Here is a 21762-nt window from a genome sequence, read left to right as displayed (position 1 = left end):
GCCCGGTCCGCTAGATCGCGATACGCTGACCGGGTGGAGCGTGCGGAGCTGACCATCGCGGTACGGCGTACGGCCGACGAGGTGTGGCTCGTTCTCGCCGGCGAGATCGACATGCTCACCGCCGCCCAGTTGTCGAACGTGGTGAACGAGGCACTCGGCGATTCGCCGACCCGGATCGTGCTGGACCTGGAGGGGGTCACCTTCTGTGATTCCCAGGGGCTCGGCACCCTGGTCGTGCTCAGCCGGAAGGCCAGTCGCGCGCAGAGCCTGCTGGTCCTGACCAACGTGGGCGACTTCCTGCTCCGGGTGCTGGACATCACCGGCCTCCGGTCGGCGCTGATGATCCGCAACGAGCAGTCCGCGAGCTAGGACGCGCGTTTCATAATTCTGGTCAGAGCCACTACCTGATCGCTGTGGTGGTCTGGACGGTTTTCTGGACGCACGGCCCCACACCGCGACCGCCACGCCTTCACCGCGACCCGGCCGGCGCTGCCACCACCTCGGTGGTGTCGACCTGGACGACACCGAGGTAACAGGCGCAGGGCCGGATCGTGACGGGGTCGTAGCCGTGACCGCCGCAGCGGTCGCACGGCATCCATCTGGCCGCTTCCCAGGCTGTGACACAGGCAGTGGATGAGCAGCCGTGCTCGCCGCAATGCTGGCAGTACCCGACGCAGTTGAGACGCGGCGGTCGAACGGCGTTGATCGTCGATGCGATGGCGGTATGGGCAGCAGACTGGACAAGCATCGTGTGGTCCTCTCGGTCAGGAAACGGATGCGCCGGCCTCGGCGAAGTTCAGAAAACCTGCCCCAACCACACACGGCACCATGTGAATACCCGTGTGAAATACGGCCGCCCCTATGAGGGGTTCCATTCATCGACGGACCACGTAGGCTCCGAGATGAGGAGGGGCTGCGATGAGCGAACCGAACGACCGCCTTGCCGCACTGATCAACGAGGCTCACTGGTCCTGGGCCGGACTGGCCCGCCGGGTGAACGACCTGGCCGCAGGCGAAGGAAAAGCACTCCGGTACGACTACACGGCCGTGAACCGGTGGGTCAAGAAGGGAGAACGCCCTCGCTCCCCGGTTCCGAATTTCATAGCTCGGGCCCTGTCGGAGCGTCTGGGTCGCCGAGTCTCTCCGAGCGATTTCGGAATGCTGGAAGAAGAGACGCTAGCCGCACGTGGTCTTTCCTACGGAGGCAGCCCACTCGACACTGCGGAGACCATCATCGATCTCGGCAAGGCAGACACGAATCGTCGGCACATCATCAAGGTACCTTTCGTGCTGGCCGCCCTGGGGGCACCGAGCCGCGACTGGCTGCTCGCCGCACTTGACGAGATGAGCACCGAACGTGGACCGCGACAGGTCGGCATGCGGCAGGTCGCCGGTATGCGCGACATGTTCGCGCTGTTCCAGGAGATGGATGTCATGCGTGGCGGTGGGCATGCCCGCACCGCCTTACTCGAATACATGAGCAGCTACGTCGTCCCGTTGTTGAAGCGCGACCACCAACGAGCGGTCGAGCTGGCGCTCTTCGAGGCGTCCGCGGAACTGGCGTACCTCATCGGGTGGATGGCCTACGACGACGGCGAACACGGCCTCGCCCAGCGGTATTTGATCCAGGCGCTGCATCTGGCTCAGGCGTCCGGCGCGGTAGCACTGGGAGCACACGTCCTGGCGGGCATGTCCGATCAGGCGAATCTGCTCGGGCATCCGCAGGAAGCACTGATGCTCGCGCGAGCCGGCCGCCGCGGACTTGCCGAGGCCGAGTCAGCGGCATGCCTTGCCGACCTGCACATATTGGAGGCCCGAGCGCTTGCGGCACTGGGCGAGAAGACCGAAGCCAGTCGGGCCGTTTCCCGCGCTGAGAAAACCCTCGACCAGGTCGTACACGCGGACGAGCCGGAGTGGGCAAAATACATCGACGCACCCTACCTGTTCGGAGAGGCCGCTCACTGTTTCCGCGACCTTGAACAGGTTGACCAATTGGAACGGTTCGCGCGTGAGTCCGCGCAGGAGGCGAGCCGGCGAGGCCGAGCACGCAGAGGTGCGCTCAGCCATGCCGCTCTGGCGGTGGGCGATCTGATGCGCGACGACGTCGAATCGGCGGCCTCGAAAGGCATCCGCGTCGTGGATCTTGCCGTGTCGGTGAATTCCACCCGTTGCGTCGCCGCCGTGCGCGACCTTCAGCACAGGATGGGGCCTCACGGCACTGTCCCAGAGGTTCAGCGCTTCAACTCCCGGGCGCAGGAACTGCTAGGACTTGCCGCTTGACCTGACGACCGGGCACCCATCCAGCATCAGACCTGTAATGTCCCTGCTCATTCCATACACAAGGGCGTTGCCTGATGTATTTAGTGACCGCCTCCGAGGCAGGTAACCCCCCATCGCCAAACGAGGACTGGACGATGGCCAGCGAGAACCTGATGGTCGTCCTGGACGGCGCTACCGCCCGCACCGGCACCGGCTGCGCGCACGGCATTGCCTGGTACGTCGCCAAGCTCGGCTCAGCACTCGCCGGGCTGGCCGCCGACCGCGATTCTGAACTGGTCGATGCGCTGACGAACGGCATCCGGTTCACGGCCAACCAGCACCGAGACACCTGCGACCTCAGCCACCCCGGCACACCCTCGGCGGCCACGGCCATGCTGAGGCTCAAGGACACCGCGTTGGAGTACCTGGCGCTCGGTGACGTGACGATGCTCATCGATACCGTCGACGGCATTCGGGTCATCACCGACGATCGGGTGGACAGGACGGCCCGAGCCGAACGGGAGGAGGCGGATCGTCACCCGTTCGGGTCGGCCGAGAAGCAAGCGGCACTGCTGCGGATGAAGCACGCCGAGCTGGCCGCTCGCAACCAACCCGGCGGGTTCTGGGTGGCAGCCGCGGATGTGTCAGCGGCTCAGCAGGCCCTCGTGGGGAAGGTTCCGCTTGACAGCGTTCGACGCGTCGCCGTGCTGACCGACGGTGCTGCCCGCCTGGTGGCCCTGTTCGGAGTGCTCGATTGGCCCGGGGTGCTCGACGTTCTGGACCAGCACGGTCCTACCGAGCTGATCCGCAGGGTACGCGCCATCGAGGCCGCCGACCCGTCCTGCACGAAGTGGGCACGCAACAAGCGCAGCGACGACGCCACCGCCGTCTACGCCGCCTGGCAGTGAGGATCGGCCGGCAAACGGGCCGGGCCGCGCGGTGTCAGGCTCCTTGCAGTTCCCGTACGTGCTGGTGGCTTGGCGCGTACCGGGGCCAGTCTGCGGTGTTGCAACCGGCCGCGTGCAGGGCCGTGCGCAGATCCATCATGAAACCCGCACCCGCGATGCTGAAGTCAGTCGCCTCAACCGTAGTCTCGAACTCAGCGTATCGATCGGTCAGCCTTGCTGCGAGGTCAACGTCCTCCCGGCCGATGGCAGTCAGCTGGTCCATCACCTCGTCCAGGAATGCCTCAAACTGCTCGTCGGTGCCCTCCGGGTCGGCGACGAAGGTCATCTCGGCAGCGAGACGAATCTCGATCTTCATCTGTCCTCCCAACAAGTCACTCGCTTGAGCTGCGCCCGTATGTTACGCAGGTAATTCGGGTCGGATGGCGTTGTTGACATGGTTTTCATGCACTTGCACGGGTTCGGGCACTTGAGCTTGAAGTGCTTGTTTCCCCCGCCTGTGACGGTCCAACCAGCCGTCTCCGCCTCCTTCAGCAAGCCTTCATAGGCGCCGCCCTTAGCGTGACGAGGTCGTGTCACCGGTCCACGCCTCCCGCCCTGCAATCGTGACACGGCCGGGCCTGTGGCGGAACCGGTTCATTGGGGAACAGGTGTCCCACCAGCTGTGCACCATCAGCGGCGGCACCGAGCGCTCGCTCATTCTCTTCACGTTCTGGATGAACGATTCTCAGCTCTAACGGTTACGCACCCGTAGCGATATCCGACGTCGGCGAGGTCGAGTTCGCCGGCGGTCTGGCCACTGCCCTGCTCCCCGTCGACCGGAATCTGAGCCGCAGGTAGAACCGCTCCGCCCTCCCCCGGCTCCCAGGTGGTGAACAACCGGGTCAGCCCGCGCCGCCTACGGGCCTCCGCGCCCACCTGCTCGAAGGCGAGCCTGCCATACCCCTGATCGGCGGGCTCTGGTGGACCGGTCGGGCGGAGCGCCGAGCGGGCGGCTCAGCCGCCGGTGCCCCAGCGGGCCTGCTCCAGCAGTTCCAGCGCCCGTTGCCGGGCGTCCGGCTCGGGCGACCGCAGGATCGCGGCGGCCGCGTCGACCGCCTCGTTCAGGGCCCGCCACTGCGCGTCCCGCTCCCGGGCCGCGGCGGTCTGGGCGGTCAACTGACGGCCCTTCTCCCACAGGTCGACGAAGACCGACACCTTGGCCCGCAACACCCACGGGTCGAACGGCTTGGTCAGGTAGTCCACCGCGCCGACCGCGTAACCGCGCAGGGCGAGCTGCGCGTCCCGGTCCGCCGCGGTGAGGAAGATGATCGGTACGTGCCGGGTGCGCTCGCGACGTTTGATGTGGCTGGCGGTCTCGAACCCGTCCATGTCCGGCATCTGGGCGTCGAGCAGGATCACCGCGAAGTCGTCCACCAACAGCTGCTTGAGCGCCGCCTCCCCGCTCTCGACCGCCACCGACTGGACCGGCAGCCCTTGCAGGATGGCCTCCAGCGCCAGCAGGTTCTCCCGCCGGTCGTCCACCAGCAGCGCCCTGGCGACCTCACTCACGCCCTCAACCCGCCTTCCGCTTGGTTCCGTCGATCCAGGAAGCCATCAGTTCGATCAACTGATCCAAGTCGACCGGCTTGGTGATGTAGTCGCTGGCCCCCGCCTGCAACGCCGATTCACGATCCCCCGGCATGGCCTTGGCGGTCAGGAACACCACCGGCAGCTCCGCGAACCGGTGGTTGCGACGGATCGCCTTCGTCGTCTCATAGCCGTCCTGGTCGGGCATCATCGCATCCATCAGGACGATGTCCACATCCGGGTGCTCGGCCAGCAGGCGCACCCCGTCCGCGCCGTTGTCCGAGTACACCACCGTCATGCCGTGCAGCTCCAGGGCGCTGGTCAGCGCGAACACGTTCCGTACGTCGTCGTCGACGATGAGCACGGTGGCGCCGTCCAGCCGCCGGGTGGCCGGGCTCGACGTCTGTTCCACGTCACCGGTGGGCGGGCGCAGCAGCGGCGGCAGGCTGCCACGCAGCGGCGGCGCCGGCGCCGGCATCGGGGCCACCACCGCGTCCGGGGTCAGCACGTCGGGCACGAAGAGCGTGAAGGTCGAGCCCTGGCCGGGCGCCGAGGAGACCGCGATGGTGCCGCCGATCAGCCGGGCCAGGTCCCGGCTGATCGACAGTCCGAGTCCGGTACCGCCGTACCGGCGGCTGGTCGTACCGTCGGCCTGCTGGAACGCCTCGAAGATCAGCGACAACTTGTCGTCGGAGATGCCGATGCCGGTGTCGATGACCGTGAAGGCGACCACCCGGCGGGCCGTCGCCAGCGCCGGCACGTCGAAGTACGCCGTCTCCGGCGCCGGCCCGATCCGCAGCGTCACCGCCCCGTTGTCGGTGAACTTGACCGCGTTGGAGAGCAGATTGCGCAGGATCTGCTGGAGCCGCTGCGCGTCGGTGACGATGGTGTCGGGCATCTCCCGGGCCACCCGTACCTGGAAGTCCAGGCCCTTCTCCTCGGCCTGCGGGGCGAACGCCTGCTCGACGTAGCCGCGGATCTCGTCGAACCGCACCTCGACCGGCTCGACGTCCATCCGGCCGGCCTCGATCTTCGACAGGTCCAGGATGTCGTCGATCAGGGACAGCAGGTCGGAACCGGCGCTGTGGATGGTCCGGGCGAACTCGATCTGCTTCTCGGTCAGGTTCTGCTCCGAGTTCTCGGCCAGCAGCCGGGCCAGCAGCAACAGCGAGTTCAGCGGCGTACGCAGCTCGTGGCTCATGTTGGCCAGGAACTCGGTCTTGTACGCCGAGGCCCGGCTCAGCTGTTGGGCCTTCTCCTCCAGGCCCATCCGGGCCATCTCGATCTCGCGGTTCTTGGTCTCGATGTTGCCCTTCTGCTCGGACAGCAGCTTGGCCTTCTCCTCCAGCTCGGCGTTGGTGCGCTGCAGCTCGGCCGACTGTTCCTGCATCTCGTGGGCCAGCCGCTGGGACTGGGCGAGCAGCTTCTCGGTGCGCCGGTTGGCCTGGATGGTGTTCACCGCCACGCCGATGGTGAGCACCAGTCGTTCCAGGAACGCCACCGCCAGCGCGGAGAACCGGGTGACGCTGGCGAACTCGATGACCCCGAGCAGTTCGCCCTCGAACAGCACCGGCAGTACCACCAGGTCGGTGGGCGCCGTCTCGGCCAGCCCGGAGCGCAGGGTCAGCCGGCGCTCCGGCATCGCACCCACCCGGATGACGCGCCGGGACAGGGCGGCCTGGCCGACCAGCCCCTCGCCGGGCGCGAACGTCACGTCGTGGTCCCGGGCGACGTAGCCGTACGACGCGGTCAGGTTCAGCCGCGTCACGCCGTCGTTGCTGTCGGCCAGGAAGAAGGCGCCGAGCTGGGCGTCGACCAGCGGGGTGACCTCCAACATGATCATGCGGCAGACCTCGCCGAGGTCCCGCTGTCCCTGCAGCAGGCCACCGATGCGGGCCAGGTTGGAGTCGAGCCAGCCCTGCTCCGCGTTCTTCTTGGTGGTCTCCCGCAGGGTGACGATCATCTGGTTGATGTTGTCCTTCAGCTCGGCGACCTCGCCCTGGGCGCGGACGGCGATCCGCTGGGTCAGGTCGCCCCGGGTCACCGCCGTGGAGACCTGCGCGATCGCCCGCAGCTGGGTGGTCAGCGTGGAGGCGAGCTGGTTGACGTTCTCGGTGAGGTCCCGCCAGGTGCCCGAGACGCCCCGTACCTGGGCCTGACCGCCGAGCTTGCCCTCGGTGCCCACTTCCCGGGCCACCCGGGTCACCTCGTCGGCGAACGACGAGAGCTGGTCCACCATCGTGTTGACGGTGTCCTTCAGCTCCAGGATCTCACCCTGCGCGTCGACGGTGATCTTCTGGCCCAGGTCGCCGCGGGCCACCGCGGTGGTGACCGAGGCGATGTTCCGGACCTGGGAGGTCAGGTTCGACGCCATCGAGTTGACGTTGTCGGTCAGATCCCGCCAGGTGCCCGACACGCCCTTCACTTCGGCCTGACCGCCCAGCTTGCCCTCGGTGCCCACCTCCCGGGCCACCCGGGTCACCTCGTCGGCGAACGACGAGAGCTGGTCCACCATCGTGTTCACCGTCGACTTCAACTCCAGGATCTCACCCTGGGCGTCCACGGTGATCTTCTGCGACAGGTCGCCCTTGGCCACCGCGGTCGAGACCTGGGCGATGTTCCGCACCTGGGCGGTCAGGTTCGACGCCATCGAGTTGACGTTGTCGGTCAGGTCCCGCCAGGTGCCGGCCACGCCGCGGACCTGGGCCTGACCGCCGAGCTTGCCCTCGGTGCCCACCTCCCGGGCCACCCGGGTCACCTCGTCGGCGAACGACGAGAGCTGGTCCACCATCGTGTTCACCGTCGACTTCAACTCCAGGATCTCACCCCGGGCATCCACAGTGATCTTCTGCGACAGGTCCCCCTTGGCCACCGCCGTGGTGACCGAGGCGATGTTCCGGACCTGGGAGGTCAGGTTCGACGCCATCGAGTTGACGTTGTCCGTGAGGTCCCGCCAGGTGCCCGACACGCCCTTCACCTCGGCCTGACCGCCCAGCTTGCCCTCGGTGCCCACCTCCCGGGCCACCCGGGTCACCTCGTCGGCGAACGACGAGAGCTGGTCCACCATCGTGTTCACCGTCGACTTCAACTCCAGGATCTCACCCCGGGCGTCCACGGTGATCTTCTGCGACAGGTCGCCCTTGGCCACCGCGGTCGACACCTGGGAGATGTTCCGCACCTGCGAGGTGAGGTTGCCGGCGAGCTGGTTGACGTTCTCGGTGAGGTCCCGCCAGGTGCCGGACAGGCCGCGGACCTGGGCCTGGCCGCCCAGCTTGCCCTCGATGCCGACCTCCCGGGCCACCCGGGTCACCTCGTCGGCGAACGACGAGAGCTGGTCCACCATCGTGTTGACGGTGTCCTTCAGCTCCAGGATCTCGCCCTGGGCCGCCACGGTGATCTTCTGGCTCAGGTCGCCCCGGGCCACCGCGGTGGACACCTGGGCGATGTTCCGCACCTGGGCGGTCAGGTTCGACGCCATCGAGTTGACGCTGTCGGTGAGGTCCTTCCAGGTGCCGGCCACCCCGGGCACCTCGGCCTGGCCGCCCAACTTGCCCTCGGTGCCCACCTCCCGGGCCACCCGGGTCACCTGCTCGGCGAACAAGCGCAGCGTGTCGGTGAGCGAGTTGATGGTGTGCGCCAGCTCGGCGACCTCACCCTTGGCGGTCACCGTGATCTTCTGGCTCAGGTCGCCCCGAGCCACCGCCGTGGACACCTGCGAGATGGACCGCACCTGGTGGGTCAGGTTGGACGCCATCGTGTTGACCGAGTCGGTCAGGTCCTTCCAGGTGCCGGCCACGCCCCGGACGTCGGCCTGACCGCCCAGCTCACCCTCGGTGCCCACCTCCCGGGCCACCCGGGTCACCTCGTTGGAGAACGACGAGAGCTGGTCCACCATCGTGTTGACCGTGCGGCCGATGCGGAGGAACTCGCCGCGCAGCGGTCGCCCGTCGATCTCCAGCGCCATGTGCTGGGACAGGTCACCGTCGGCCACCGCCACGATCACCCGGGCGATCTCGGTGGTCGGCCGGCCCAGGTCGTCGATCAGCGAGTTGATCGCCCGCTGCCCCTCGGCCCAGGAACCGTCCAGCCCCTCCTCGTCGAGCCGTTCGGTCAGCCGCCCGTCCCGGCCGACGATCCGGCTGATCCGGCGTACGTCGAGTTGGTGCCGCTCCTGCAGGGCCACCACGTCGTTGAAGGCGTCGGCGACCTCGCCGGCGACCCCGGCCCGCCGCGGCAGGCGTACCTTCAGGTCGCCGCGACGGACCCGTCGCAGCGCGTCAGCGAGCTCACCGAGCAGGACCGACTCCTCGGAGGCGGACCTGTCGACGGCGCGCGGTTCTTTCGCCGTGGTCATCTTTCCTCGCTCAGCTCGGGGAGGGTTGGCCGGGCGCCGGGCGCCGGACGCCCGTGGGTGGGCGTCGTCGGCCAGCACCCCATCATTGTGCCTGCGCACCGCCGGGTACCAGTCGCGCGCCGATCCGGCCGGTCCCGCGAGTCGGCGATCTTCACCCGCCGCATCCGGCCGGTGGCTTGGTTCTCCGCGCCGGGCCGTGGAGGATACGAGGCGGGTCCGCGCGGCCGGGTGACGCCGCAGAGCGGGCCAGAAACGGGGAAGCAGCCAGAAATGGGACACCGGTCATGAATGCCGACGACGTGGACGGGACCGTGCGCCGGGTCCGGCTGCCTGCCGATCGGCGTACCCCGGCGGCGGCCCGGGCGCTGGTGCGCGCGGTGCTGGTCGAGGCGCACCTGGACGAGCTGCTCAACGAGGCCCTGCTGCTCACCACGGAACTGACCACCAACGCCGTCGAACACGCCGGCACCGAGTTGGACATCGAGTTGGTCACCGACCGGACCGGGCTGAACGTGACGGTGGCCGACTTCGCACCCGGACCGATCGAGGAACTCAGCGCCCGTCCCCGCAACGACCTGACCGACATCGCCCAGGTCTCCGAACGGGGTCGCGGCCTGCTGCTGGTCGACCACTTCGCCAGCCGGTGGGGCACCACCCACCTGCCCACCGGCAAGGGCGTCTGGTTCCGGCTGGACCGCAAGGATCGGTCCGGCCTGCTGCGCGAGGCCGCAGGTGGACCGGCCATCACGGCGCCGCCGGACCGGACCCCGGTCGCTCCCGAGGTCCCGAGCGCCGGCGCGATGAACGCGTTGATGCAGGTCACACCCGATCCGTACGCGGACGATCCGCTGCCCGACTTCGCCGCCGCCCTGCTCGCCCGGGTGGCGGAGATGGTCGGCGCGGCCGGCGGGACGGTCCGGCTGGACCGCGGTGACGGTGCCGGTTGGCAGTCGCTGGCCCGGTACGGCCGGCTGCCCCGCCCGGAGGACGAGCTGCTCCGGGTGCCGTTGGCGGTCAACCGCCCGTACCGGGGGGAGCTGGAAATCGACGCGGCGCCGTCGGCGTACGCCCAGCCGCTCGCCGCGCTGATGGCCGAGCGGCTCTCGCTGCACCTGGAGAACGACCGGCTGCGCCGGACGGACATCCGCCGGCAGTCCTGGCTGACCTTCCTCGCCGAGGCGAGTGAGCTGCTCGCCCAGTCCCTCGACGTCGACCTGACGATGGCGCTGGTCCCCCAGCTCGTGGTGCCCCGACTGGGCCAGTGGTGCGCGGTGCACACCACCGACGAGTGGGGCCGGCTGCACCTCGCGGCGGCCACCCACGCCGACGAGTCGGTCCTGCCGGAGCTGCACGAGCTGCTCCGGCAGACCGGCCCCGACTCGGTGTCGGCCCGGCTGCGCGAGGCGACCCGGAGCGGTTCGCAGGTGCCGATCGGTGCCCCGCTGGACGGCATCGCGGTGCCGTTGGTCGCCCGCGGCCAGCGGCTGGGCACGCTGGCCGTGGGCCGGCACCAGTGGCACCGGCACGACCCGGACGAGATCGGCGTGCTGGAGGACGTGGCCCGCCGGGCGGCGCTGGCGATCGAGAACGCCCGGATCCACGCCGAACGGCGTCGGGTGGCGCAGACCCTGCAGCGGTCGCTGCTGCCGCCGGTGCTGCCGGTCGTCGACGGCATCGGCTTCGCCGCCGAGTACGTCCCGACGGGTGACGCGGCCGAGGTGGGCGGCGACTTCTACGACGTGGTGCCGCTGCCGGACGGGCGGTGGCTGGTCGTGGTGGGCGACGTCTCCGGCAAGGGCGTCCAGGCCGCGGCCGTGACCGGACTGGTCCGCAACGTGATCCGGGTGCTGGTCGGGGACGGCAAGCCGCTGCCGGAGCTGCTCGCCCGGCTGAACGAGACGCTGGTGGACCGGGGCGGTGGCCGCTACTGCACGCTGGCCCTGGCCGCGGTGGGTGCCACCCGCGACGGTCGGCTCGACCTGTCCCTGCACCTGGCCGGGCACGACCGTCCGGTGCTCGTCCACGCCGACGGCCGGGCCCGGTTCGTCGGCACCGGCGGCACCGCGCTCGGACTGCTCGACACGATCGCGTCGCCGGCCGCGGACGTACCGCTGGGGCCCGGCGACGCGCTGGTGTTCTACACCGACGGGGTGACCGAGCGCCGCCGGGGACGGGAACTGTTCGGCACGGAACGGCTGCGGGAGGCCGCCGAGCCGCTGGCCGGCTACTCGGCCGACGTGGTGGCGGCCCGGCTGCGGTCGACGGCGATCGGTTTCTCGGTCGAGTCGCCCCGGGACGACATCGCCATCCTCGTGCTGCGCAACGAAGCCGCCGTCGGCTCCTGAACCGGCCGGCGGTTTCCCCGGCCGCGGTAGGCATCCGGGCATCGGTCGCGGAGCCGTCGTCGGACCGGCCGGGCCGGGCCGGGACCCGCAGATGATCACGAAGCCGCCAGCGCGCGGGCGAGCCTGCGGACGGCCTCGTCCATCAGGTCGGGTGGCGCGGCGGCGTAGCTGAGGCGCAGATGCGGGGCCGGTGGTTCGGCGGCGTACCACGGCCGGCCCGGGAAGACGATGACGCCTTCGGCCGCCGCGGCGGCGGCCAGCGCGACATCATCGGCGCCGTCGGGCAGCCGGACCCAGAGGTGCAGGCCACCTCGCGGGACCGGTTGCCGGGCGAGTTCCGGGAGGTGCCGGTGGAGCGCGGTCAGCAACGCCCCGCGGCGGTCCCGGAGCGCACCGCGCAGGGTACGGCGGTGCCGTACCCAGGCCGGCGCGGTGACGAACTCGACGGTGGCCTGCTGCAGCGGACCGGCGACGAACAGGTCGTCCAGCAGGCGGGCCGCGCGCAGCCGGGCACCGGCCGGACCACGGGCACCGATCGCGGCGACGCGCAGTCCGGGAGCGGCCGACTTGGTCAACGAGCGCAGGTAGACGACGTGCCCGTCGGGATCCTCGGCGGCCAACGGCGGCGGCGCATGCCCGTCGATGGTGAGGTCGCGGGCGTAGTCGTCCTCGATCAGGAACGCCCCGGCGTCGCGTACCGCCCCGGCGACGGCGGCCCGGCGGTGTGCGGCCAGGGTCGCGCCGTGCGGGTTGGCGTGCAGCGGCTGGCAGTAGAACAACCGGGCACCGGTACGGGCGAAGGCCGCGGCGAGTTGGTCCGGCCGTACGCCGTCGGTGTCGGCGGGGACCGGCACCACCCGCAGTCCGGCCGCCCGGGCGGCAGCGAGCGCGCCCAGATAGGTCGGCGACTCGACGAGCAGGGCGTCGCCGGGGGCGGTGAGCGCGCGCAGCGCCGTCGACAGCGCCGCCTGCCCGCCGGGGCAGATCACCATGTCGTCGGCGCGCAACCCGGTGCCGGCCTCCCGGGCGAACCAGGCGCGCAGGTCAGCCCGCCCCTCGGCCGGTCCGCGCTGCCAGGAGGCCGGCTGCCGGCCGGCCCGGGTGAGCGCGGCGCCGAGTGCGGTGGCCGGTTGCAGGTCCGGATCCAGGTAGCCACCGGACAGCGGTATCGCCCCCGGCGGTGGTTCCGCGAGCAACGCCTGCAGCTCCTGCTCGCCGGGCGGCCGGGGGCCGAGGGCGACGGTCTGCCAGGACAGGTCGGGGGCGGGTGCCGGCTCCGGTCCGGCCGCCACGAAGGTGCCTCTGCCGGAACGCGTCTCGACCAGCCCCTGGGCCACCAACCGCCGGATCGCCTCGGCGACCGTCACCGGTGAGGCCTGGTGCCGGACGGTCAGCTCCCGGACCGAGGGCAGTCGCGTGCCGGGCTCCGCGACGGCCACCCGCGCGCGCAGGTCTTTGATAACACGTTGCGCTGCGTTACCGTCATTCATGAGAGATCAGAGTAGCGCTACTGCCTCCGGTACGGTAACGGCGGGCCGGCGGAACGGACTGGCGCTCGGCACGTTGGGCGTGCTCGCCTTCAGCCTGTCCCTGCCGGCCACCCGCGTCGCCGTGCAGCACCTCGATCCGTGGTTCGTCGCCTTCGGCCGGTCGGTCGGCGCGGCACCGCTGGCCTGGGCGTACCTGCGATGCACCCACGCACCGCGGCCCAGCCGCGGCCAGTGGCGGCGGCTCACGGTCGTCGCCCTCGGCGTCGTCGTCGGCTTCCCGCTGTTCAGCTCGCTGGCCCTGATCACCCAGACCTCGGCGCACGGCGCGGTCGCGATCGCCGCGCTACCCGCCGCGACCGCCGTTCTCGCGGTGCTCCGGGCCGGTGAGCGCCCCCCGGTGCTGTTCTGGCTCGCCACCCTGGGTGGCCTGCTGGCGGTGCTGGCCTTCCTCGGTGTCAGCGGTGCGGTGCACGGCGCGCTCTCCCCGGCCGACCTGTTCCTGCTGGCCGCCGTCGCGCTCGCCGGCCTGGGATACGCCGAGGGTGGCGTGCTGGCCCGCGAACTGGGCGGCGCCCGGACGATCTGCTGGGTGCTGCTGCTCTCGCTGCCGGTCACCGTGCCCGGAACGATCCTGGCCGCCGTGGCCGTCCCACCCCGCGCCGACGCCGTCGCCTGGTCCGCGTTCGGATATCTCACGGTCGTCTCGATGTTCCTGGGCTTCTTCGCCTGGTACGCGGGGCTGGCCCGGGGCGGCATCGCCCGGGTCGGTCAGGTCCAACTCGGGCAGCCGGTGCTCACCCTGGCCTGGTCGGCCCTGCTGCTCGGCGAGCGGATCACCCCGGCCGCGGTGGCCGCCGCGCTGGTGGTGTTGGCGTGCGTGGCGCTGGTGCAACGCACCCGCGCCGGCACACCGGCATCCGCGCCCCCGTCACCCGACCCGACGACGGCGACCGCCGGGACCGCCGCGACGATGGCTCCCCCGACGGCCCCGGCCGACCGGGGAGAGTCCCTCACAGGCCGCCGGCGAAGCGGCCGGGTGCCAGCCGGTGGGCCGGGTCGAACCGCTCCTTGACCCGGCGCAGCAACGGCAGGTCGGGCAGGTCACCCCAGAGGTCCACGGCCGCCCGGACGGCCGGTGGCGCGGCCAGCACCACGCACCGGCCGTCGCGGGCCAGCAGCACGGTGCGGACCGCGGTGAGGATGTCGGTGACCCGGTCCGGCGGCGTGGAGCCGGGCAGGGCGACGTGCACCACGCCGAGGCCGGCCGAGCCGCGTACCGGGACCGGGCCGCCGGCCGCGTCGCGCAGGGCGTAGACGGCGGCGTACAGGTCGGTGATCGGGACCTCGACGCGCAGCGCCACGTCGTCCGGCCCGAACGGGTAGCTGCGCCACCAGGCGGGCGGGGTGGCCGACGTGCGGACGTCGCCGCCGAGCAGCAGGCCCAGCCGGGTGGCCCGTTCGGACACCTCGGCCGGGCCGCCCTCGACCAGCAGCGCCAGGCTGCCCGGTCCGCGGCTGCCGGGCCGGGCCCGGGACGGTGTGCCGACCGGTCCGAGAGCGGGCAGGTCGACCTCGATCGCCGCGACGGACAGGTCGGTGGCGAGGACAGCCCGCACCAGGTCGTGCACCTCCAGCGGGGTCCACACCGGACGGGTCACCCACAACCGGGCCGCCGGCAACGGTTGCACCCGTACGGTCGCCGAGACCAGGACCGCGAGCGCGCCGTGCGAGCCGCAGAGCAGTCCGGCGAGGTCACCGCCCGGCGACGGGTCGGTGGCCCGGCTCTCGGCGTGGGTCAGCACGCCCGAGGCGTCCACATAGCTCACCCCGACGAGCTGCCGGCAGGGCGGCCCGTCCCGGTGCCGCAGCGGTCCGGCCTCGTCGGCCGCGAGCACGCCGCCGAGGGTGGCCCCGGCGGACGGCGCGTCGATCGACAGCCGCAGCCCGCTGCGCTCCAGGATCGCCTGCACCGCCCGCAGCGGCGTGCCGGCGCCGATCTCGGCGGTCAGCTCGCCGGCCGGGCGGCGCCGGACGCCGGCCAGCCGGCCGGTGTCCAGCACGATGTCCAGCTGCGCCGGGGTGGCTCCCCAGTCGATCTTGGTGCCGGCGCCGCGCGGTACCACCGACAGGCCGTGGTCGCCGGCCACCCGGAGCACCGCGCCGACCGCCTCGGGCGTGCCCGGCGCGGCCACCCAGCGGGCCGGTCGACCGGCGACATCGTCGGCCGCGCCGGCCGGCCGGGTGAACCGGTCGCCGCAGATGGCGGCGAGCCGCGCCCCGATGTCGCCCGCCCTCGCCCGATCCTCGAATATCATCCGTCCCCCACCCGGACATCGTACATATGTACGATCGATTGACAACGCCCGGAGAGTAATCGGCGCCGACCCGTCCGGCGCGACGACAACCCGCCGCGCGGCCGTTGTTACCGGCCGCGCGGCCGGTAACGTGGCCGGGGTGACGACTGAGACCCCCGGCGCACCGGTCGCGAAGCGGATCCCGACCGAACGCACCCACCACGGCCACACGGTCGTGGACGAGTACGCCTGGCTCGCGGCCAAGGACGATCCGGAGACGATCGCCCACCTCACCGCCGAGAACGCGCACACCGAGTCCGCCACCGCACACCTGGCCGGGCTGCGGGACACGTTGTTCGCCGAGACCAAGCAGCGCACCAAGGAGACCGACCTGTCGGTGCCGGTACGCAAGGGTGGCCACTGGTACTACAGCCGCACGGTCGAGGGTCAGCAGTACGCCATCCACTGCCGGCGGGCGGTCGCCGAGGGCGAGACCGGGCCGCCGCTGCCCGGCGAGGACGGCGCCCCGCTGCCCGGCGAGGAGATCCTGCTCGACGGCAACGCCCTGGCCGAGGGGCACGACTTCTTCTCGCTCGGCGCGTTCGACGTGAGCCCGGACGGGCGCCTGCTGGCGTACTCCACCGACTTCGCCGGCGACGAACGGTTCACCCTCCGGATCAAGGATCTGACCAGCGGCGAGCTGCTCGCCGACGAGATCCCGGACACCTTCTACGGCACCGCCTGGTCGGCGGACGGGTCGACGCTGTTCTACCTCACCGTCGACCACGCCTGGCGGCCGCACAAGGTGTGGCGGCACGCCGTGGGCTCCCCGGCCGGCGAGGACGTGGTGGTCCACGAGGAGAGCGACGAGCGGTTCTGGGTCGGCGTCGAGTTGACCCGGTCGGAGAAGTTCATCCTCATCGACATCAACAGCAAGGTCACCAGCGAGGTCCGGGTCATCCCGGCGGGCAACCCGACCGGCGAGCCGGCGATCATCGCGCCGCGCCGGCAGGGCGTCGAGTACTCGGTCGAGCACCACGGGCACCGGTTCCTGATCCTGCACAACGACCAGGCCGAGGACTTCGCGCTGTCCTACACGTCGGCGGACGCGCCGGGCAACTGGGTGCCGATCATCGAGCACAGCCCGGGCACCCGGCTCGAGGCGGTCGACGCGTTCGCCAACCACCTGGTCGTCTCGTTGCGCACCGAGGGCCTGACCGGGTTGCGGGTCCTCGCGGTGGGCAGCACCGACTCGTACGACATCGACTTCCCGGAGCCGCTGTACAACGTCGGCCTGGACAGCAACCCGGAGTACCAGACCGACACCGTACGGTTGCACTACGCCTCACTGGTCACCCCGGACTCCGTCTACGACTACCACCTGGTCACCCGGGAGCTGACGCTGCTGCGCCGGCGGCCCGTCCTGCCCGGCCCGGACGGTCGGCCGTTCGACCCGGCCGACTACGAGCAGCAGCGGGACTGGGCGATCGCCGACGACGGCACCCGGGTGCCGATCTCCCTGGTCTACCGGACCGGTACGCCCCGGGACGGTTCCGCCCCCTGCGTCGTCTACGGCTACGGCTCGTACGAGGCGAGCATGGACCCGTGGTTCTCCACCCCGCGGCTGTCCCTGTTGGACCGGGGTGTGGTGTTCGCGGTCGCGCACATCCGCGGCGGCGGCGAACTGGGCCGCCGCTGGTACGAGCAGGGCAAGCTGCTGGCCAAGAAGAACACCTTCACGGACTTCGTGGCGGTGGCCCGACACCTGGTCAAGTCCGGCTGGACATCCAGCGACCGACTGGTGGCCCGGGGCGCGTCGGCCGGTGGCCTGCTGATGGGCGCGGTCGCCAACCTCGCGCCGGACGCGTTCGCCGGCATCGTCGCGCAGGTGCCGTTCGTGGACGCGCTCAACTCGATCCTCGACCCGTCGCTGCCGTTGACCGTCACCGAGTGGGAGGAATGGGGCAACCCGCTCGACGACCCGGAGGCGTACGAGTACATCCGGTCCTACACGCCGTACGAGAACGTGGTGGCCGCGGCGTACCCGCCGATCCTCGCGGTGACCAGCCTGAACGACACCCGGGTGCTCTATCACGAGCCGGCCAAGTGGATCGCCCGGTTGCGCGCCGTGGCACCGGACGGCGACTACCTGCTCAAGACCGAGATGGAGGCCGGCCACGGCGGCCCCAGCGGCCGGTACAACGCCTGGAAGGAGGAGGCGTTCGTCGCCGCCTGGATCCTCGACCGCCTCCGCCTCGCCTGAGTCGCGCCCGCCCCTGACGCGCGGCTGCGTCCATCCGCGCCGGGCACGGGTGAGTCCGCCCGGGCCCGGCGCGCGGCTCAGTCCGCCCGTGCCGGGGCGCGGTCGGGCCGGTCCGCGCGCGACGAACGCCGCGCCCACCAGGCCGAGGACAGCCAGGCCGACGAGCACCATCCGGCGGGTGCGGCGGGGCGGCGCCGACCGGAAGTCACTCCGGTTCATCCATCCGTTAGAACCTGGTGCCGGAAGGTGTCCCGGCGGGCACGTCGACCTGCCGGTTGGCGGCTCGACGCAGCGGGGGGCGGCGTCCCCAGGTCGCCCAGCGCCAGAGCCATTCGAGCGGACCGTTGCGGTAGCGGGCCAGCCAGAGGGTGGACCACAGCCACTGGACGGCGAGCACCGGCCCGGCGATCAGCAGCACCGTTGTGTCCGGCCATTCCTCCGGTCGACCGTCGACCAGCCGGCTGACCGCCAGCACGACGACCGTGGCGGTCAGGTAGTTGGTCAGCGCCATCCGGCCCAACGGGGCGAAGACGGCCCGCAGCGCGGCTCGCAGCGGCGTCCGCAGCAGGACCAGCAGACCGCAGACGTAACAGCCGGCGACCAGCAGGCCACCGAGGCCGTTCCAGAACCAGAAGTCACCGGGCCGACTCGTCCCCGGCGACGTGACCTGCGGGCCGAGGACCAGCACCGCCGCCGTGGCGAAGGCCAGACCCAGCAGGGCCGGCACCTTCGTCGACCGTTCCAGCCGGTCGATCACGCCGTACCGGACCAGCGCGGAGCCCACCAGGAAGAGCCCGGCGATCACGGAGAAGTGGTTCTCGCCGGTGATCAGCGAGGCCGCCAGGAACGCGCCGCCGAGGCCGGCCACCGCCCATCGCGGCAGCCAGGACGACGGGACCAGGACCAACAGGCCCACCAGGGCGTACGAGGACAGGATGTCGCCGTGCCAGAGCAGCACGAAGTGGGCCAGCCCGATCCCGAGCAGCACCAGCAACCGGCGCAGCAGCAGCACCCGTGGTCGCGGGACACGACCCTCGACGGAGTCGAGCAGCAGGCTGAACCCGACACCGAAGAGGAAGGCGAAGATGGGAAAGAAGCGCTGCGGAACCAGCAGGCCCATCCAGTCGACGCCGGCGTCGGGTCCGGGCGGCGGCGCCGAGGTGATGACGATCCGTCCGGCGTTGGCTATCGGCTGGACGTTGGCCAGCAGGATGCCGCAGAGCGCGAAGCCGCGGATCACGTCGAGCGCGACGATACGTCGTCGATGAGATGACATGCGGCTCATCCTGTGCGCCCGACCCGTCGGCGACATCCGACCGAAGCACGGTTGACCCCGCTCGCGACCGTACTTTCGACCGGTTCTAGCCGGGCCGGACCGCCGCCGTCTCGGCCGGGGAGCGCCCCAGGGCGGCCTCGGCGAGCACCGCCGGGTCGACGTTGCCGCCGCTCACCACGGCGACGGTGCGACCCGGCGGCAGGTCGGCGGCGCGGAACAGGGCGGCGGCCGGGGCGACCGCGCCGCTGGGCTCCACCACCAGCCGGGACTGGCGGACCAGCCGGGCGAGGGCGGCGGCGATCTCCTCCTCGGTGACCGTGACGATGCCGTCCAACCGGTCCCGCAGGTGCGCCAGGGTCAACTCGGAGAGGTTGGTCCGCAGCCCGTCGGCACTGGTGCGGTAGGTCCGCTCGACCGGCCAGCGGGCCACCGTGCCGGTGGCCAGCGACTCCCGGGCGTCCGCCGCGTACTCCGGCTCGACGCCGATCACCGCGGCCCCGGGTCGCAGCGCCCGGACCGCCGTGGCGACGCCGGAGGCGAGGCCGCCGCCGCCCACCGGCACCAGGACCACGTCGACCTCGGGCAGGTCGGTCACGATCTCCAGGCCCACCGTGCCCTGGCCGGCGATGATCCGCCGGTCGTCGTACGGCGGGATCAGTTCGCGTCCCCGCTCGGCGGCGATCCGCTCGGCCTCGGCCAGCCGCCGCTCGGGTTCGACCAGCACGACCTCGGCGCCGAGCGTCCGGACCTGCTCGACCTTGACTGCCGGCGCGCCGCGCGGGATCACCACCGTGCAGGGCACCCCGGCGGCGGCCGCGGCCCAGGCCAGCGCCTGGCCATGGTTGCCGGACGAGTGGGTGACCACCCCCCGGTCCCGCTGCCCGGCCGGCAGCCGGCCGACCGCGTTGGTCGCCCCGCGCAGCTTGAACGAGCCCACCGGCTGCAGGTTCTCCGGCTTGAGCAGCACCTCCTCGGACCACCGGCTGGCCAGCAACGGAGTGCGGACCACCCGCCCGGCGATCAACTCGGCGGCGGCTCGGACGTCGTCGACGGTCACCAGTTCCATCCCGCCATCCTGCCGCCGGGGCGGCCCGGCCGACAGGGTGAGAAACGCGATCCTCGCCGGACGAACATCACCAAAGCCTAGAATCGGGCAAAGCGCAGGCGAATTCGGGGGACCGCGATGACCACGCCGCAGCCGGCCGGCCCGCCGCACTGGTCGACGCCGGAGACCGCCGCGACGGCGCCGCCGCTGGGCGGTGCCCCGCCGCCCCCGGAACCCCCGGCACCGCCACCCGCCGCGGAACCGGCCGAGCCGCACCCGCAGCCGCGTCGGGACGTCCGACCCTGGATGATCCTCGGCAGCGCCGGCCTGTTCCTGCTCTGCTGCTACGGCGCCGTCGCGGTCGCGCTGGTGACCTGGGGTGGCGACCTGCTGCACATGATCCGCGACCGGACCACCCACTCGGTCGGCCTCAACCAACCGGCCCGGGACGGCGACCTGGAATTCCGGGTACGCACCATGCACTGCGGCGTGGACCGGATCGGTGACCCGCTGGTCAGCCAGAGCGCGGTCGGCCAGTTCTGCGTGGTCCAGTTGGACGTCCGCAACATCGGCCGGCACCCGGTCACCTTCGCCGACACCCTGCAACGGGCGTACGGGCCGACCGGCCAGCAGTACGTGGCCGATCCCAGCGCCGGCATCCTGGTCAACGCCGACAAGCAGGACTTCCTCAGCGAGATCAACCCGGGCAACCAGGTCACCGGGGCCGTCGTCTACGACATCCCGCGCGACGCGCGGATCGTCCGGCTCCGCCTGCACGAATCCCCCGGTTCACCGGGCGTCGGCGTCCGAACCGGCTGACCAGCACCAGCACCCGACGTGCCCCGCCGGCTCACCCTCGCGGACCGCGCGGGCCGCGCCGGCCACGCGAAGCCCGCAGGGCGGGTCCGGAGGTCCCGCCGCTTTCGAAGGCCGCGCGGAACGGACCACCGCGACCGGACGGGACTTCGGGCCCGCTCGTTCAGCAGCCCATAAGGCGGGAAACCCGGCTGTTTAGGGTCGGGAGGAGCGCCGTCACGAATCGGGATGTTTCTGAAGACGCCCTTGAGGCTGTTGACCAGACGTGACAACGCGACCGATGGCGGGTGGTGCACGAGCGGGTGGATGTGGTCGTCTTGGCCGTTGAACTCGCGTAGCTGGGCGCCGAAGTCGACGCGGACTGCCCGCATGATCTCCTCGCATCGGGTGAGGATCTAATCGGTGAGCGCGTCGCGCCGGTATGTGGTGGTGAAGACCAAGTGTGCGTGCAGGTTGTCCACGACGCTTCGGCCGCGTCGTACATCTGGGTCTGGTGTCCATCGGGTGTCGTGGGTCTTCGGTACGGTGATCGGCGTGAAGCTGGTCGTGCAGGTGAAACTTCTGCCGACGCCGCAGCAGGCGTCGGCGCTGGAGGCCACCCTGCGCGCCTGCAACACGGCCGCCTGTGCGGTCGCCGCGACGGCCCGACAGATCGGCTGCTACCGCAACTACGACCTGCGCAAGCACACCTACCAAGGCATCAAGTCGAACTATCGGCTCGGCGCGCAGGCCGCGCAGCACGTTATCAAGAAGGTCGCTGACGCGTACGCCACGCTGAGGGCAAACATCCGGGCGGGAAACTACGGAAAGCCCGGTAGCAAACGCCGCCGCCGGGTCGAAGCAGACCCGATCGCCTTCCGGTGGAACGCGGCGCAGCCGTACGACGCCCGGATGCTGTCCTGGCAGCACGACGCCCGGACCGTGTCGATCTGGACCACCGGCGGGCGCGTCAAGGGCGTGGCCTTCACCGGCTCACCGGACCAGCTCAAGGCCGTGGCCACCCTGCCGGTCGGCGAGTCCGACCTGGTACACCGCGACGGCATGTGGTTCCTGTACGCCACCATCGACGTGCCCGAACCCGAACTGATCGACCCAGACGGGTTTCTCGGCGTGGACATGGGCATCGCCAACATCGCCTACGACTCC

General features: G+C 71.2%; 15 protein-coding genes and 1 pseudogene. 8 read left to right on the top strand and 8 right to left on the bottom strand.

Annotated features, from left to right (window positions below; genetic code table 11):
• Positions 1 to 33 precede the first annotated feature (33 nt).
• The 3 genes from ACFOX0_RS23360 to ACFOX0_RS23350 all read left to right on the top strand — a co-directional run bounded on the left by ACFOX0_RS23360 (position 34) and on the right by ACFOX0_RS23350 (position 3167).
• Complete coding sequence (locus ACFOX0_RS23360) at positions 34 to 369, top strand: STAS domain-containing protein (RefSeq protein ID WP_377549638.1); 336 nt, start codon at positions 34 to 36, stop codon at positions 367 to 369.
• A 549-nt stretch (positions 370 to 918) separates the two neighbouring features.
• The gene (locus tag ACFOX0_RS23355) at positions 919 to 2280 is read left to right on the top strand and encodes a hypothetical protein (protein ID WP_377549636.1); all 1362 of its coding nucleotides are present in this window, start codon (positions 919 to 921) and stop codon (positions 2278 to 2280) included.
• A 134-nt stretch (positions 2281 to 2414) separates the two neighbouring features.
• Positions 2415 to 3167 (top strand): hypothetical protein, encoded by a 753-nt coding sequence (locus ACFOX0_RS23350; protein WP_377549634.1) that lies wholly within the window; start codon positions 2415 to 2417, stop codon positions 3165 to 3167.
• Positions 3168 to 3201: 34 nt separating this feature from the next.
• On the opposite strand, the gene ACFOX0_RS23345 is transcribed toward ACFOX0_RS23350, so the two are convergent.
• From ACFOX0_RS23345 to ACFOX0_RS23335, 3 genes are all read right to left on the bottom strand, one after another.
• Complete coding sequence (locus tag ACFOX0_RS23345; RefSeq protein ID WP_377549632.1) at positions 3202 to 3522, bottom strand: hypothetical protein; 321 nt, start codon at positions 3520 to 3522, stop codon at positions 3202 to 3204.
• Between the two features lie 638 nt (positions 3523 to 4160).
• Positions 4161 to 4715 carry a response regulator gene (locus ACFOX0_RS23340; protein ID WP_377549630.1) on the bottom strand — a complete coding sequence of 185 codons (555 nt, stop codon included), beginning with the start codon at positions 4713 to 4715 and terminating at the stop codon, positions 4161 to 4163.
• 4 nt (positions 4716 to 4719) lie between these two features.
• A complete protein-coding gene (locus tag ACFOX0_RS23335) occupies positions 4720 to 9087 on the bottom strand; it encodes a hybrid sensor histidine kinase/response regulator (protein ID WP_377549628.1) in 4368 nt (1455 codons plus the stop codon).
• 284 nt (positions 9088 to 9371) lie between these two features.
• Between ACFOX0_RS23335 and ACFOX0_RS23330 the strand changes: the two genes are divergently transcribed.
• A complete protein-coding gene (locus ACFOX0_RS23330; RefSeq protein WP_377549626.1) occupies positions 9372 to 11432 on the top strand; it encodes a SpoIIE family protein phosphatase in 2061 nt (686 codons plus the stop codon).
• 95 nt (positions 11433 to 11527) lie between these two features.
• Here the strand turns inward: ACFOX0_RS23330 and ACFOX0_RS23325 are convergent, their stop codons facing one another.
• Positions 11528 to 12922 (bottom strand): aminotransferase-like domain-containing protein, encoded by a 1395-nt coding sequence (locus ACFOX0_RS23325; protein ID WP_377549624.1) that lies wholly within the window; start codon positions 12920 to 12922, stop codon positions 11528 to 11530.
• Here ACFOX0_RS23325 and ACFOX0_RS23320 point away from each other — a divergent pair.
• Positions 12921 to 13994, top strand: a complete 1074-nt coding sequence (locus ACFOX0_RS23320; RefSeq protein WP_377549622.1) for a DMT family transporter — start codon at positions 12921 to 12923, stop codon at positions 13992 to 13994. The genes ACFOX0_RS23325 and ACFOX0_RS23320 overlap by 2 nt on opposite strands.
• Here the strand turns inward: ACFOX0_RS23320 and ACFOX0_RS23315 are convergent.
• Positions 13933 to 15237 (bottom strand): FAD-binding oxidoreductase, encoded by a 1305-nt coding sequence (locus ACFOX0_RS23315; RefSeq protein WP_377549620.1) that lies wholly within the window; start codon positions 15235 to 15237, stop codon positions 13933 to 13935. The two genes, ACFOX0_RS23320 and ACFOX0_RS23315, sit on opposite strands and share 62 nt — an antisense overlap.
• A gap of 139 nt (positions 15238 to 15376) precedes the next feature.
• Between ACFOX0_RS23315 and ACFOX0_RS23310 the strand changes: the two genes are divergently transcribed.
• Positions 15377 to 17479 (top strand): S9 family peptidase, encoded by a 2103-nt coding sequence (locus tag ACFOX0_RS23310; protein WP_377549618.1) that lies wholly within the window; start codon positions 15377 to 15379, stop codon positions 17477 to 17479.
• 226 nt (positions 17480 to 17705) lie between these two features.
• Here the strand turns inward: ACFOX0_RS23310 and ACFOX0_RS23305 are convergent, their stop codons facing one another.
• Both ACFOX0_RS23305 and ACFOX0_RS23300 read right to left on the bottom strand, forming a co-directional pair.
• On the bottom strand, positions 17706 to 18755 hold the full coding sequence (locus tag ACFOX0_RS23305; RefSeq protein WP_377549617.1) for a DUF418 domain-containing protein: 1050 nt from the start codon (positions 18753 to 18755) through the stop codon (positions 17706 to 17708).
• Positions 18756 to 18840: 85 nt separating this feature from the next.
• Positions 18841 to 19821 (bottom strand): threonine ammonia-lyase, encoded by a 981-nt coding sequence (locus ACFOX0_RS23300; RefSeq protein WP_377549615.1) that lies wholly within the window; start codon positions 19819 to 19821, stop codon positions 18841 to 18843.
• 117 nt (positions 19822 to 19938) lie between these two features.
• Between ACFOX0_RS23300 and ACFOX0_RS23295 the strand changes: the two genes are divergently transcribed.
• Positions 19939 to 20619 carry a DUF4352 domain-containing protein gene (locus ACFOX0_RS23295; RefSeq protein WP_377549613.1) on the top strand — a complete coding sequence of 227 codons (681 nt, stop codon included), beginning with the start codon at positions 19939 to 19941 and terminating at the stop codon, positions 20617 to 20619.
• A gap of 236 nt (positions 20620 to 20855) precedes the next feature.
• Here ACFOX0_RS23295 and tnpA read toward each other — a convergent pair.
• Positions 20856 to 21146: pseudogene (tnpA, locus tag ACFOX0_RS23290) on the bottom strand (IS200/IS605 family transposase); the annotation flags it as partial.
• Between the two features lie 4 nt (positions 21147 to 21150).
• Between tnpA and ACFOX0_RS23285 the strand changes: the two are divergent.
• The coding region (locus tag ACFOX0_RS23285; protein ID WP_377549847.1) for a hypothetical protein at positions 21151 to 21762 on the top strand (612 nt) is incomplete at its 3' end.

The sequence above is a fragment of the Micromonospora zhanjiangensis genome, assembly GCF_042650605.1.
Lineage (GTDB): Bacteria > Actinomycetota > Actinomycetes > Mycobacteriales > Micromonosporaceae > Micromonospora_J > Micromonospora_J zhanjiangensis.
This window is presented reverse-complemented; position numbering and strand designations above follow the sequence as displayed.